This is a genomic window from Enterobacter sp. 198, from assembly GCF_009025585.1.
In the GTDB taxonomy this organism is placed as follows: domain Bacteria; phylum Pseudomonadota; class Gammaproteobacteria; order Enterobacterales; family Enterobacteriaceae; genus Enterobacter; species Enterobacter ludwigii.
Genome location: NZ_WCIM01000010.1, coordinates 109,080 through 123,554, shown reverse-complemented (window position 1 = coordinate 123,554; position 14,475 = coordinate 109,080). Strand labels below are relative to the sequence as shown.

Sequence of the window (14,475 nt, the reverse complement as noted above, 5' to 3'; positions counted from 1 at the left end):
GGAACCATGAAACAGTATCTTGAACTGATGAAAAAAGTGCTCGATGAGGGCACGCCGAAAAATGACCGTACCGGTACCGGCACGCTCTCCATTTTTGGCCACCAGATGCGCTTCAATCTGCAGGAAGGTTTTCCGCTGGTGACGACAAAGCGCTGCCACCTGCGCTCGATCATTCATGAACTGCTCTGGTTCCTGCAAGGCGATACCAACGTTGCGTATCTGCATGAAAACAACGTCTCTATCTGGGACGAATGGGCAGATGAAAACGGCAACCTGGGCCCGGTGTACGGTAAGCAGTGGCGCGCATGGCCTACGCCGGATGGCCGCCATATTGACCAGATCACCACCGTGATGAACCAGCTGAAAAACGATCCGGACTCGCGCCGTATTATCGTTTCCGCCTGGAACGTCGGCGAGCTGGACAAAATGGCACTGGCACCGTGCCATGCGTTCTTCCAGTTCTATGTGGCAGACGGTAAGCTCTCCTGCCAGCTCTATCAGCGCTCCTGCGACGTGTTCCTCGGCCTGCCGTTCAACATTGCCAGCTATGCGCTGTTAGTGCATATGATGGCGCAGCAGTGCGATCTGGACGTGGGCGATTTCGTCTGGACCGGTGGGGATACCCATCTCTACAGCAACCATATGGAACAGACGCATCTCCAGTTGACCCGCGAACCGCGCACCTTGCCTAAGCTGATTATCAAACGCAAACCGGAATCCATTTTTGATTACCGCTTTGACGATTTTGAGATTGAGGGTTATGACCCTCATCCAGGCATCAAAGCGCCCGTCGCTATCTGAGGCCGTCAATCGTGACATAACCGGTGCTGTTTAGCGCCGGTTTTTTTTCGCCTTCTTCCCGCTTTCCAACGCGTTATCCAGAACGTATGCAACGCACTGCAACCGTTTAACTTTCCTTGATAAGGGCTCGTAAAACGGTCATCCGTAGCTCGTCAATTCCAGGCCATTTCGCCACACTCCCGGCATGAAAAAAGAGAACGGTTTTACGCTTATCGAAACCCTGGTGGCTATCTCGCTGGTGGTCATTCTCAGCGCCTCCGGGCTATACGGCTGGGACAACTGGCAACGGCAGCAACGGCTCTGGCAAACTGCCGGGCAGGTGCGTGATTACCTGGTCTTTCTGCGTAATGACGCAAACCGGCACAACCGTGACCACCAGGTCACACTGCGACGCGACAGGGGCGTCACCTGTCTGATGAGCGCATTCGTGCAGGGCTGTGATAAGGGCAGTCCGTTTGTATTTATTCCCCTGTGGCCGGAGGTCACGGTAAGTGAAATAACGCCGTTATTTGGCTTCTATGGACTCAGGGATACGGCATGGGCAGGGCGAATACGCCTGCAAAGTCGTGCAGGAGAATGGCTCGTCATTGTCTCGAATGGAGGGCGAATCAGGATGTGCAATGTCACAGGAGAAGGTTCATGTCCCTAAACCAGCAGGGTTTCTCACTGATGGAAGTTCTGATTGCCACGGCGATCAGCAGTCTTTTACTGATAAGCGCCTCGCGCTTTTTACCGGGCTTGCAGCGGGCTGTTTTACAGCAATCCGGTCAGCGGGGGCTTGAGGAGGAGGTGTGGCAACGCCTTTTTTCCCTCGGCAAACAGCTTCAGCGTGCGGGGTATTGCGCCGGAAACTGTGCGGGGCAGGGACTGACGATCGGCAGGCAAGGTCGCTGTGTCATTGTACGATGGGATGCAAACAGTAACGGTAACTGGGATAGTTCGTCTTCGGAAAACGACAGCACAGGTTTTCGTCTGGAATCAGGTGCACTGGAGACCCTGCATGGGGCGACCTCATGTGAGGGTAAAGGATGGGAGAAACTCACTGACCCCAACAGGCTTCTCATCCAGCACTTTGTGGTGAGTCAAGTTGAGCATGCGGGGTTTGCCCCCCAGTTGAATATTGAAATGACCGCCCTTCGTCAGGGCGAGCAGGGGGCGCCCTGTCAGGCTTTTTATGGCGTCACGGGGTACAACCTGTGAACCGGCAGCGCGGAATGTCCTCGCTGGCGCTGGTATTACTTTTACTGGTGTTGGGCACGCTGATCCTCACCGGCCTCAATCAGCAGCTGACCACGTTTAGCGCACTGGTGGGCGGTGAGAGCCGCTCGGTTCAACAGCAGGCATCCGTGCAGTCAGCGCTTGAATGGGGACGCGTTCAGAGCTGGTTGTCTGAGCCTGAGATCCAGTGCAAAAAGGTATCGGCATGGCGAGTTTGCCTGCGGCTACTGAATGAAACGCGTGTGCTGCTTATCGCCGGGAGTGATGACCTGCTGCTATGGCGCAGAGGCGAAATCATCGACGGTAAGATCCATTTCTCGCCACACGGCTGGAGTGATTTTTGTCCGCTTAAGGAGAATGCGTTATGCCAGCTGCCGTGAGCAGAGAAAAAGGCTTTAGCATGGTTGAGGTACTACTGGCGATGATGCTGCTGGTGATGATCGTCACGGCACTGTCAGGTTATCAGCGGGCACTGGCGACGCGGTTCTCCATGTTTAATCAGTATCGTCAGCTCTGGCACCATGCCTGGAATCAGTCTCAGCTTTCAACAATTGCTCTCCCGGCAGGCTGGCAGGTCAGTCGGGGGCAGACAACACTCTCTGGATGTGTCAGCATCACGGTTACACTTATTTCTCCTCTGGGGCGGCGCGGCGAGATGACGCGTCTGCATTGCCCGGTTAGCCAGTAGTCGGGAGCGTCTATGTTAAGGGTCTACCACTCAAATCGTCTGGATGTGCTGGAAGCGCTGATGGAATTTATCGTTGAGCGCGAGCGGCTTGACGATCCTTTTGAGCCAGAAATGGTGCTGGTGCAGAGCACCGGTATGGCGCAGTGGCTGCAGATGTCGCTTTCGCGTAAATTCGGCATTGCCGCAAATATCGATTTCCCGCTGCCCGCAAGTTTTATCTGGGAGATGTTTGTCCGCGTGTTGCCGGACATCCCGGAACAGAGTGCCTTCAACAAGCAAAGCATGAGCTGGAAGCTGATGGCATTGCTGCCGGACATGCTGCAGCATGATGAATTCATCATGCTGCGCCACTACCTCAATGACGACACCGATAAACGCAAGCTGTTCCAGCTGGCATCACGCACCGCCGATCTCTATGACCAGTATCTGGTGTATCGCCCGGAATGGCTGACTCGCTGGGAAGCGGGCGAGCGGGTCGACGGGTTACCGGAGGCGCAAGTCTGGCAGGCGCCGCTCTGGAAAGCGCTGGTGGAACACACTGAGAAACTTGGCCAGCCGAAGTGGCACCGTGCAAACCTCTACCAGCGGTTTATCTCCATACTGGAAAACAGCGCTGAGCGACCAGCCCGGCTGCCCTCTCGCGTGTTTATCTGCGGCATCTCGGCGCTGCCACCGGTGTATTTGCAGGCGCTGAGTGCGCTGGGTAAACACATCGACATACATATCCTCTTTACCAATCCGTGTCGCCAGTACTGGGGCGACATTCAGGATGAACGCTGGCTTTCGCGGCTGGTGTCTCGCCAGAGACGACGCCTGTTTGAAGAGCGTACCGTGCCACTGTTTAAAGACAGCGCGTCTGCCGCACAGCTATTTGATGAGCACGGCATTCAAAATCTGCCGAACCCGCTGCTTGCCTCTTGGGGAAAGCTGGGCCGTGACTACATTCATATGCTCTCAGACATCACGTCGTCAGGCGAAGGGGATGTGGATGCCTTCGTCGAGATCGCTCCGGATAGCCTGCTGCATAATATCCAGCTCGACATTCTGGATCTCGAAAACCGCGCCGTCATGGGCGTTACGGCGAAAGAATTTGAACGCAGCGACAGTAAGCGCAAGCTGGATGGCGACGATCGCAGCGTCACGATCCACGTTTGCCACAGCCCGCAGCGCGAGGTTGAAGTGCTTCACGATCAACTGCTGGCGATGCTGCAGGACGATCCTGAGCTGACGCCACGTGACATTGTGGTGATGGTGGCGGATATCGACAGTTACAGTCCTTTTATTCAGGCTGTTTTTGGGAGTGCGACAGGTGAACGCTACCTGCCGTACGCCATTTCTGACCGACGGGCCCGCCAGTCTCATCCGGCCTTGCAGGCCTTTATTACTTTGCTTTCATTACCGGATAGCCGGTTTATCTCCGAAGATGTCCTGGCATTACTGGATGTCCCAGTCCTGGCCGCACGTTTCTATATCAATGAAGAGGGGCTGCGCTACCTTCGCCAGTGGGTTAACGAGTCCGGCGTACGCTGGGGCATTGATGATGACAACGTTCAGGCGTTCGAGCTTCCTCCTACCGGCCAGCACACCTGGCGGTTTGGCCTGACGCGTATGCTGCTGGGCTATGCGATGGAAAGCAGCCAGGGCGAGTGGAATGAAGTCCTGCCCTACGATGAGTCCAGCGGGTTGATCGCTGAGCTGGTCGGTCATTTAGCTTCCCTGCTGATGCAACTTAACCGCTGGCGGCTCGAGTTGATGCAGCCGCGTCCACTGGATGCGTGGCTCCCGGTATGCAGGGCGTTGCTCAATGATTTCTTCCTGCCGGACAATGATACCGAAGCCGCTATGGCGCTCATTGAAACGCAGTGGCAGGCAATCGTCGAAGAGGGCGTGAGTTCCCACTATAACGAGGCTATCCCGTTGTCATTGCTGCGCGATGAGCTGACGCAACGGCTCGATCAGGAGCGAATTAGCCAGCGTTTCCTGGCAGGCCCAATCAATATTTGCACCCTGATGCCAATGCGTTCTATCCCGTTCAAAGTGGTGTGCCTGCTCGGAATGAATGACGGTATTTATCCACGCGCCCTGGCGCCGCTGGGTTTTGATCTGATGAGTGCGAATCCAAAGCGGGGTGATCGTAGCCGTCGTGACGATGACCGCTATCTCTTCCTTGAGGCGCTCATTTCGGCTCAACGTCAGCTGTATATCAGCTATATCGGCCGCTCTATCCAGGACAACAGCGAGCGCTTTCCTTCTGTTCTGGTGCAGGAACTGGTGGATTATATCGGGCAGAGCCACTATCTGGCGGGGGATGAAGCCCGTAACTGTGATGAAAGTGCGCAGCGAGTGAAAGCGCATATCACCCGCTTCCATAGCCGCATGCCGTTTGACCCGGTGAACTACGTGGTCAGCGATCATCAGAGCTATGCCCACGAATGGCTGCCTGCGGCGAAAAAAGAGGGGAGAGCGCATACCGATTTCATTCAGGAGCTTGATCCTCGCCCGATAGACACCCTGACCTTTGAACAGCTTCAGCGGTTTTGGGGGCATCCGGTACGCGCTTTCTTCCAGCAACGGTTGCAGGTCAATTTCCGTTCTGAAGAGAGTGAAATTCCTGATGCAGAGCCGTTTACGCTGGAAGGGCTGGAGCGGTATCAGTTAAACCTGCAGTTGCTGAACGCGCTGGTTGAAGAGGAAGATGCCGACAAGCTTTACCGCCGCTACCGTGCTGCGGGGCAGTTACCCTACGGGGCGTTCGGAGAAATTGTCTGGGAGGCGCAGCGCCAGGAGATGGAATCTCTGGCAGAACGCGTGAGGGAATGCCGGCAACCCGGAACCAGTCTTGAAATCGATCTCAACTGCCAGGGTGTGCAGCTCACGGGCTGGCTAACTCAGGTACAGCCGGATGGGCTCCTGCGCTGGCGTCCTTCCATGCTTAGCGTTTCACAAGGTTTGCAACTCTGGCTCGAACATCTTGTCTACAGTGCTGGCGGCCATAAAGGCGAAAGCCGTATTTTTGTCCGCAAAGAGGGCGAATGGCGCTTTCCGCCGATGGACGCAGAGCAGGCGTTACGTTATTTATCCTTGTACGTTGAAGGCTATCTGCGGGGAATGAATAAACCGCTCCTGCTACTGCCCGAGAGCGGTGGCGCCTGGATAAAAGCTTGTTATGACGCACAGAATGATGCCATGTTAACGGATGACGCTTCACTGCAGAAAGCACGGAGTAAATTCATGCAGGCGTATGAAGGTAACATGATGGTGCGCGGCGAAGGTGAGGATGTCTGGTATCAACGTTTATGGCGAACGCTTGAGCCTGAATACTTCGAGGCTATCACGGAAGAAGCACAACGCTACCTGTTACCGTTGTTCAAATTTAATCAGTCCTGAGCGCTGTATAAAAATTGCGCAGTATGGGGTGTTCATTTATGATGCACTTCTTATCACGGACTGATGTACCCAAAGAAAGAGATGTTGGTGAGTCCAGCACGCAGTTTGTTAATGATGTAGCCGTGATAAAGAGGTCGTAATGCCAGGCAGCACCTTGTTCAAAGCGTTTGTTTTGTTTGTCGCCCTTTGGGCACCTTTCACTCAGGCAGGCTCCGGTTGGCAACCCATTCAGGAAACTATCCGTAAGAGCGAAAAAGATACCCGTCAGTATCAGGCTATTCGCCTTGATAACGGGATGACTGTGCTGCTGGTTTCCGATCCGCAGGCGGTAAAATCCCTGTCGGCACTGGTGGTGCCGGTTGGGTCGCTGGAAGATCCGGAAGCCCACCCTGGGCTTGCACACTATCTGGAACATATGACGCTTATGGGTTCCAAAAAATACCCACAGCCAGATAGCCTGTCCGAATTTCTCAAAATGCATGGCGGCAGCCACAACGCCAGCACGGCGCCGTACCGTACAGCCTTCTATCTCGAAGTTGAGAATGATGCGCTGGGAGGTGCAGTGGATCGTCTGGCGGATTCTATCGCGGCTCCCCTGCTGGATAAAAAATACGCTGACCGCGAACGCAATGCCGTTAATGCTGAACTGACCCTTGCCCGTACGCGAGACGGGATGCGCATGGCGCAGGTGAGTGCAGAAACCATTAACCCGGCGCACCCGGGATCGCGTTTTTCCGGTGGTAACCTGGAGACGCTGAGAGATAAACCGAACAGCCCGGTGCTGGATGCCCTGCATGCTTTTCGCGATAAATACTACTCCGCCAATCTGATGGAAGCGGTCATCTACAGCAACAAACCGTTGCCTGAGCTGGCAAGCATGGCGGCACAGACGTTTGGCCGGGTACCGAATAAAAATATCGACCTGCCGCAGATAAACGTTCCTGTGGTCACGGACGCGCAAAAAGGGATCGTTATCCACTACGTTCCTGCACTGCCGCGTAAAGTGTTACGCGTTGAGTTCCGCATTGATAACAATACGGCGCAGTTTCGCAGCAAAACCGATGAACTGATCACCTACCTGATTGGCAATCGTAGCCCGGGAACACTTTCTGACTGGCTGCAAAAACAAGGGCTGGTGGAAGGTATCCGTGCCGACTCCGATCCGGTTGTGAACGGCAACAGCGGCGTGCTGGCGATCTCCGCCACCCTGACTGACAAAGGTCTGGCTCACCGTGATGACGTCGTGGCGGCTATCTTCAGCTATCTCTCTTTGCTGCGCGATAAAGGCGTCGATAAACGCTACTTTGATGAACTGGCGCACGTGCTGGATCTCGATTTCCGTTATCCGTCTATTACCCGCGACATGGATTACGTTGAGTGGCTGGCGGATACCATGATCCGTGTGCCGGTGGAACATACCCTCGACGCGGTCAATATTGCCGACCAGTATGACGCCGACGCGGTAAAAGCCCGCCTGGCGATGATGACGCCGCAGAATGCCCGCGTCTGGTATATCAGCCCGAACGAACCGCATAACAAAATGGCCTATTTTGTCGATGCCCCTTATCAGGTGGATAAAATCAGTGACCAGACCTTCGCCGACTGGCAGAAAAAGGCCGGTGAGATCGCGCTTAAATTGCCGGAGCTGAACCCCTACATTCCGGATGATTTCTCGCTGATTAAAACCACGAAAGCCTATCCGCACCCGGAACTTATCGTTGATGAGCCGACGCTGCGCGTGGTGTATACGCCAAGCCGCTATTTCGCGAGTGAACCGAAAGCCGATGTGAGCGTGGTTCTGCGTAACCCAAAAGCAATGAACAGCGCTAAAAATCAGGTGATGTTTGCGCTCAATGACTATCTTGCCGGTATCGCACTCGATCAGCTTAGCAATCAGGCGGCCGTCGGCGGGATAAGCTTCTCGACCAACGCCAATAACGGTCTGATGGTCAATGCCAACGGCTACACCCAGCGTCTTCCGCAGCTGTTCCAGGCGTTACTGGAAGGCTATTTCAGTTATACCCCGACCGAAGAGCAACTTGAGCAGGCCAAATCCTGGTATGCGCAGATGATGGATTCTGCCGAGAAGGGTAAAGCGTATGACCTGGCGCTCATGCCGACGCAAATGCTTTCGCAAATTCCCTATTTCCAGCGCGAAGATCGCCGGGCGCTGCTGCCCTCTATCACCTTAAAAGATGTGCTGGCGTATCGTGATGCGCTGAAAACGAACACGCGTCCGGAGTTCCTTATCGTCGGAAACATGAGTGACGTACAGGCTAAAACACTGGCAGAAAATGTCCGTACGCAGCTTGGTTCGAAAGGCGACGAGTGGTGCCGCAACCAGGACGTACTGGTTGAGAAAAAACAGAATGTGATTTTTGAAAAGGCGGGTAACAGCACGGATTCTGCACTGGCCGCTGTGTTTGTACCCACGGGTTATGATGAATTCACCAGTACCGCGCAGAGTGCGGTGCTGGGGCAGATTATTCAGCCGTGGTTCTACAACCAACTGCGTACAGAAGAGCAGCTTGGTTACGCGGTCTTTGCCTTCTCCATGAACGTAGGTCGCCAGTGGGGGCTGGGCTTCCTGCTGCAAAGCAGTGATAAACAGCCAGCTTATCTCTGGCAGCGTTATCAGGCATTCTTCCCACAGGCGGAAGCGAAGCTGCGGGCGATGAAGCCGGAGGAGTTTGCTCAGATTCAGCAGGCCGTCATCGCGCAGGTGGTGCAGCCGCCGCAGACGCTGGGTGAAGAAGCATCACAACTGAGCAAAGATTTTGATCGCGGTAATCTGAAATTTGATTCGCGTGATAAAGTAGTGGCCGAGATAAAACAGCTGACGCCGCAGAAGGTTGCTGATTTCTTCCACCAGGCGGTGGTTAAACCGCAGGGAATGGCGATTCTGTCGCAGATTTCCGGTAGTCAGAACGGGAAAACGGACTACGTTAACCCGAAAGGCTGGACGATCTGGAAGAGCGTCAGCGCGCTGCAGCAATCTATGCCCTGGAGTAAGAAAGAATGACCGATACCGCTGAGCCCCTTAATCCCTTACGTTTACCTCTACAGGGTGAACGATTGATTGAAGCCTCAGCGGGAACGGGAAAAACCTTCACCATCGCCGCGCTCTATCTGCGTCTTCTGTTAGGGCTTGGTGGTAACGCCGCTTTTCCTCGCCCGTTAAGCGTGGAAGAGCTGCTGGTGGTCACCTTCACCGAGGCCGCTACCGCTGAGCTGCGCGGTCGTATTCGTGCCAATATTCATGAGCTGCGCATCGCCTGCCTGCGCCAGACTACGGATAACCCTCTCTACGCCAGCCTTCTTGAAGAGATTGCAGATAAGCAACAGGCCGCCCAGTGGCTGCTGTTGGCGGAACGGCAGATGGACGAAGCGTCCGTTTTCACCATTCATGGTTTTTGTCAGCGCATGCTGAGCCTGAATGCGTTTGAATCCGGAATGCTGTTTGAACAGCAGCTCATTGAAGATGAATCTGTGCTTCGCTATCAGGCCTGTGCGGATTTCTGGCGTCGCCACTGTTACCCTTTATCGCGCGATATCGCTGAAGCGGTCCATGCGTTGTGGAAAGGTCCCGAAGAGCTTCTTCGCGCTATCGACCGTTATCTTCAGGGCGAAGCGCCGGTTATCAAATCTCCGCCACCTGCTGACGAAACGCTGGCTTCACGGCATGAAAAGATTGTCGGAAAAATTGCTGCGCTCAAGCAAAAATGGAATGAGTCTGTCGGTGAGATTGAGGCGATCATCGAAAACTCCGGGATCGACAGGCGTAAATTTAACCGCGGCAACCAGGGTAAATGGATCGAGAAGATCAGCGCCTGGGCGCAGGAAGAGACGCGCGGTTATCAGCTTCCGGACGCACTGGAGAAATTCTCGCAGCGTTTTTTAATTGAGCGGACTAAAGCCGACGGCATTGTGCCTGAGCACCCCCTGTTTGTTGCGATTGAATCACTGCTCGCTGAGCCACTCACGCTCAATGACCTGATGATCACCCGCGCCATGACGGAAATTCGCGAAGCCGTATCACGTGAAAAACGTCGCCGTGGCGAACTGGGTTTTGACGATATGTTGAGCCGCCTTGATGCGGCGCTGTGCAGTGAAAACGGCGAAGCCCTTGCCTGCGCGATCCGTACCCGCTTCCCGGTAGCGATGATTGACGAATTTCAGGATACGGACCCTCAGCAGTACCGTATTTTCCGCCGCATCTGGCGACAACAGCCCGACACCGCGCTGTTGTTAATCGGCGATCCGAAACAGGCCATTTACGCCTTCCGCGGTGCGGATATTTTCACCTACATGAAGGCCCGCAGTGAGGTAGAGGCGCACTATACGCTGGATACCAACTGGCGCTCTTCCCCGGGCATGGTGCAAAGCGTCAATGCGCTGTTTAGCCGCATGGATACGGCGTTTATGTTCCGTGAGATCCCCTTTCAGCCGGTAAAGTTTGCCGCAAAAAACAGCTCGTTGCGTTTCGAATTCAACGGGGTGACGCAGCCAGCCATGAACTTCTGGCTGCTGGACGGTGAAGGCTGTGGCGTCGCGGACTATCAAAACGCCATGGCTCAGCATTGTGCCGCGCAGATCCGTGACTGGCTCAGCGCTGGTGCGCGTGGCGAGGCGCTGTTGTGGAAGGAAAATGAGTCAGCCCCCGTGAAGGCGTCTGATATCACGGTGCTGGTGCGCAGTCGTCAGGAGGCGTCGCTGATCCGCGATGCGCTTACCCTGCTGAACATCCCGTCCGTGTACCTCTCAAACCGTGACAGCGTTTTTGAAACCCTGGAAGCACAGGAGATGCTGTGGCTGCTTCAGGCCGTGCTGTCTCCGGAGCGCGAAAGTACGCTTCGCAGCGCACTAGCCAGCGCAATGCTCGGTCTGAACGCCCGTGACATTGATGCACTCAATAATGACGAAGCCGCATGGGATGCGGTCGTCGAAGAGTTTGTTCACTACCGTGAGCGATGGCAGAAGCGCGGTGTGATGGCGATGGTGCGTGAGCTCATGGCGAAGCGACACCTTGCGGAGAATATGCTCGCGACAGCAGGCGGTGAACGCCGTCTGACCGACATTTTACATATCAGTGAGCTGTTGCAGGAGGCGGGCACGCAGCTTGAAAGCGAACATGCTCTGGTGCGCTGGCTGGCGCAACAGATTGCCGACCCAAACAGCAACGCCTCCAGCCAGCAGATGCGTCTTGAGAGTGATAAACATCTGGTACAAATCGTCACGATTCACAAGTCGAAAGGCCTGGAGTATCCGCTGGTCTGGCTGCCGTTTATCGCCAATTACCGCGTGCAGGATCAGGCCTTTTACCACGATCGCGAGTCGTTCGACGCCGTGCTCGATCTCAGTAAAGCGGAGTCCAGCGTTGAGCTGGCCGAGGCCGAACGTCTGGCGGAAGATTTACGCCTGCTCTACGTGGCATTGACCCGTTCGGTCTGGCACTGCAGCCTGGGCGTGGCGCCGCTGTTCCGCCGTCGTGGCGACAAGTCGGGGGAGAGCGATTTCCACCTGAGCGCGCTGGGGCGACTCATTCAGCTCGGCGAGCCCAAAGATGCTGCCGGGTTGCGCCAGTGCATCGAGTCGCTGTGCGGCGAGCATGTTGCCCTGCACATTCCGTCGCCACCCGATAACAGCCGCTGGCAGATGCCGGACTGGCGGGAATCTGAACTGGAAGCCCGGCAGATTCTGCGCACCATTGCCGACGACTGGCGCGTTACCAGCTACTCCGGGTTACAGCAGCACGGGCAGAGCATTGCGCAGGACCTGATGCCAAAGCTGGATATTGATGCCGCCGGAGCCGGTAGCGTACCGGTTGAGCCTGCGCTTACGCCGCATCAATTTCCACGCGGCGCGTCACCGGGAACCTTTTTGCATAGCCTGTTTGAAGAGCTGGATTTTACCCAGCCTGTCTCTGACGAATGGGTCCTGAAGATGTTACAGAGTGGGGGGTATGATGCACAATGGCAGCGGGTCCTCACCGAGTGGATCCGCGCTATTCTGCACGCCCCGCTCACGGCAGAGGGCCTCTCTCTCAGCCAGTTGACCGCCAAAGATAAACAGGTGGAGATGGAGTTTTACCTTCCCATCGCCAGCCCGCTGCGGGCTGACGCGCTTGATGCGGTGATCCGCGAGTATGACCCGTTGTCCGCCGGTTGCCCGCCGCTGAACTTCCGCCAGGTGCAGGGGATGTTAAAAGGCTTTATTGACCTGGTTTTCCGTCACGATGGGCGCTACTACCTGCTGGATTACAAATCGAACTGGCTGGGTGAGAACAGCGAAGCCTACACCCAGCAGGCGATGGCATCCGCCATGCAAATGCATCGCTACGATCTGCAGTACCAGCTCTATACTCTGGCGCTGCATCGTTATCTGCGCCACCGCATTGCTGACTACCGTTACGAAGAGCACTTTGGTGGGGTGATTTACCTTTTCCTGCGCGGTGTGGATGCGGCTGACCCGCGTTCAGGCATCTTTAGCACACGCCCGCATGCGGCACTGATCGAGAAAATGGATAACTTATTTGCAGCAAACACGGAGGAAGTGGCATGACGATGCAGGAATTGTTGCTGGAAGCGGTAGAACAGCGACTACTGCGCCACCTGGACGTACAGTTCGCCATGATGGTGTCAGGTGATGAGCCTGCCGTGATGCTCGCCGCTGCCATCCTGAGTAAAGACGCAGGGGAAGGGCACGTTTGCCTGCCGCTTTCGCGTCTGGCGATGGATGAGAAAATGCCCGCGGCCCTGCAGTCCTGCTTTGCTCTGCTGGGAGAATCCGTGGACTGGCCGACGGTGTTGCACCGTTCGCCTGCCGTCAGCGCAGCCGATAGCCAGACACCCATGATCCTGACGGGCGATCGTTTGTATCTCAACCGACTGTGGCGTAATGAACTGGCGGTCGCGCGTTTTTTCAGCGAGACCAATGCGCCTCTTCCCTGCGATGAAGCCCAACTGCGGCAAACGCTGGATACCTTGTTTACCTCTGTTGAGGCGACAGACTGGCAGAAAGTGGCGGCAGCCGTGGCCTTAACACGGCGGATCTCCGTCATCTCTGGCGGCCCGGGAACCGGTAAAACCACCACCGTGGCCAAACTGCTTGCCGCCCTGATTCAGTTATCAGGTGAGCAAAAGTGCCGTATTCGTCTGGCGGCCCCTACCGGCAAAGCGGCGGCGCGCCTGACCGAGTCGTTAGGTGGTGCGCTGCAGAAGTTGCCACTCACCGGGGAGCAGCTTGCCCTTTTCCCAAACGAAGCCAGCACGCTGCACCGGCTGCTGGGCGCTCAGCAGGGAAGTCAGCGTCTGCGCTATCACGCCGGTAACCCGTTGCATCTGGATGTGCTGGTGGTGGATGAGGCGTCAATGATCGACCTGACGATGATGGCGCGGTTGATTGATGCTCTACCATCGCACGCCCGCGTCATTTTCCTGGGCGATCGCGACCAGCTTGCCTCGGTGGAAGCCGGGGCGGTGCTGGGAGATATCTGCACTTATGCAAGCCTGGGATATACCGCTGAACGCGCTGAGGAGCTGTCCCGTCTGACCGGCTGTTCGCTCGCCAGTGAAAACCATTCCCTTGCGGGGGCGCTGCGCGACAGCCTGTGCCTGCTGCAAAAAAGCTACCGTTTCGGCAGCGACTCGGGCATCGGTCAGCTGGCTTCGGCTGTGAACAGAGGCGACCGGCACACGACCTGTGCGGTATTTGACGGTCAATTCACCGATATCGAGAAAAAATCGCTGCAAACCGGGGAAGAGTATCAGGCGATGCTTGATGACGCCCTGCAGGGGTATCAGCATTTCCTGACGGGTGTACAACAGCAATGCACGCCCGCACAGGCGCTCGCCGCCTTTGGCGAGTATCAGCTACTGTGCGCACTGAGGGAAGGGCCATTTGGCGTAAGCGGTCTGAACGACAGGTTCGAACAGCTGCTGGGCCAGAAACGCAAAATCCACCGCACCCCGCACTCGCGCTGGTATGAGGGACGCCCGGTGATGATCGCCCGCAACGATAGCGCGCTGGGGTTGTTTAACGGGGATATCGGGATTGCCCTCGATCGTGGACTGGGGCTGCGCGTCTGGTTCCAGATGCCGGATGGAAGCGTGAAGTCCGTTCAGCCCAGCCGCCTGCCTGAACATGAAACGGCCTGGGCAATGACGGTGCATAAGTCTCAGGGCTCCGAGTTCAACCATGCGGCGCTGATCCTGCCGACACAGCTTTCGCCCGTCATTACCCGCGAACTGATTTATACCGCCATTACGCGCGCGCGTCAGCGCCTGTCGCTGTATGCCGATGAACGTGTGCTGCTACAGGCGATTGCCACCCGCACGGAACGTCGAAGCGGCCTGAGCGCGATATTTGAATCCCTTTAAGCG

The 14,475-nt window shown here is 56.0% G+C and carries 9 protein-coding genes; all 9 read left to right on the top strand.

What is annotated here, in order from left to right; all coding sequences use genetic code 11:
- Positions 1–6: 6 nt before the first annotated feature.
- The 9 genes from thyA to recD all read left to right on the top strand — a co-directional run bounded on the left by thyA (position 7) and on the right by recD (position 14,472).
- Positions 7–801 (top strand): thymidylate synthase, encoded by a 795-nt coding sequence (thyA, locus tag F8561_RS03575; RefSeq protein WP_020883778.1) that lies wholly within the window; start codon positions 7–9, stop codon positions 799–801.
- 184 nt (positions 802–985) lie between these two features.
- Positions 986–1,450, top strand: coding sequence for a prepilin peptidase-dependent protein (locus F8561_RS03570; RefSeq protein ID WP_032680368.1), 465 nt, complete (start codon positions 986–988; stop codon positions 1,448–1,450).
- Positions 1,441–2,001 carry a prepilin peptidase-dependent protein gene (locus F8561_RS03565; RefSeq protein ID WP_151887158.1) on the top strand — a complete coding sequence of 187 codons (561 nt, stop codon included), beginning with the start codon at positions 1,441–1,443 and terminating at the stop codon, positions 1,999–2,001. Before F8561_RS03570 ends, F8561_RS03565 begins: the two co-directional genes overlap by 10 nt.
- Positions 1,998–2,399: a DUF2509 family protein gene (locus tag F8561_RS03560; protein ID WP_086532154.1), complete on the top strand. Its 402-nt coding sequence runs from the start codon at positions 1,998–2,000 to the stop codon at positions 2,397–2,399. Before F8561_RS03565 ends, F8561_RS03560 begins: the two co-directional genes overlap by 4 nt.
- Positions 2,384–2,707 (top strand): prepilin-type N-terminal cleavage/methylation domain-containing protein, encoded by a 324-nt coding sequence (locus F8561_RS03555; protein ID WP_014171443.1) that lies wholly within the window; start codon positions 2,384–2,386, stop codon positions 2,705–2,707. The genes F8561_RS03560 and F8561_RS03555 overlap by 16 nt, the downstream gene beginning before the upstream one ends.
- 12 nt (positions 2,708–2,719) lie before the next feature.
- Complete coding sequence (recC, locus tag F8561_RS03550) at positions 2,720–6,094, top strand: exodeoxyribonuclease V subunit gamma (protein WP_151887157.1); 3,375 nt, start codon at positions 2,720–2,722, stop codon at positions 6,092–6,094.
- A gap of 139 nt (positions 6,095–6,233) precedes the next feature.
- Positions 6,234–9,116: a pitrilysin gene (gene ptrA, locus F8561_RS03545; RefSeq protein ID WP_151887156.1), complete on the top strand. Its 2,883-nt coding sequence runs from the start codon at positions 6,234–6,236 to the stop codon at positions 9,114–9,116.
- Entirely contained in the window at positions 9,113–12,655 is a 3,543-nt protein-coding gene (gene recB / locus F8561_RS03540) for an exodeoxyribonuclease V subunit beta (RefSeq protein WP_151887155.1), read from the top strand. Before ptrA ends, recB begins: the two co-directional genes overlap by 4 nt.
- Positions 12,652–14,472, top strand: a complete 1,821-nt coding sequence (gene recD, locus F8561_RS03535; protein WP_151887154.1) for an exodeoxyribonuclease V subunit alpha — start codon at positions 12,652–12,654, stop codon at positions 14,470–14,472. The genes recB and recD overlap by 4 nt, the downstream gene beginning before the upstream one ends.
- The last annotated feature ends 3 nt before the right edge of the window (positions 14,473–14,475 follow it).

What these genes read in the sequence shown, in the direction of transcription:
- thyA (WP_020883778.1), top strand. Translation starts at nt 7, where the DNA reads ATGAAACAGTATCTTGAACTGATGAAAAAAGTGCTCGATGAGGGCACG.
- F8561_RS03570 (WP_032680368.1), top strand. Translation starts at nt 986, where the DNA reads ATGAAAAAAGAGAACGGTTTTACGCTTATCGAAACCCTGGTGGCTATC.
- F8561_RS03565 (WP_151887158.1), top strand. Translation starts at nt 1,441, where the DNA reads ATGTCCCTAAACCAGCAGGGTTTCTCACTGATGGAAGTTCTGATTGCC.
- F8561_RS03555 (WP_014171443.1), top strand. Translation starts at nt 2,384, where the DNA reads ATGCCAGCTGCCGTGAGCAGAGAAAAAGGCTTTAGCATGGTTGAGGTA.
- recC (WP_151887157.1), top strand. Translation starts at nt 2,720, where the DNA reads ATGTTAAGGGTCTACCACTCAAATCGTCTGGATGTGCTGGAAGCGCTG.
- ptrA (WP_151887156.1), top strand. Translation starts at nt 6,234, where the DNA reads ATGCCAGGCAGCACCTTGTTCAAAGCGTTTGTTTTGTTTGTCGCCCTT.
- recB (WP_151887155.1), top strand. Translation starts at nt 9,113, where the DNA reads ATGACCGATACCGCTGAGCCCCTTAATCCCTTACGTTTACCTCTACAG.
- recD (WP_151887154.1), top strand. Translation starts at nt 12,652, where the DNA reads ATGACGATGCAGGAATTGTTGCTGGAAGCGGTAGAACAGCGACTACTG.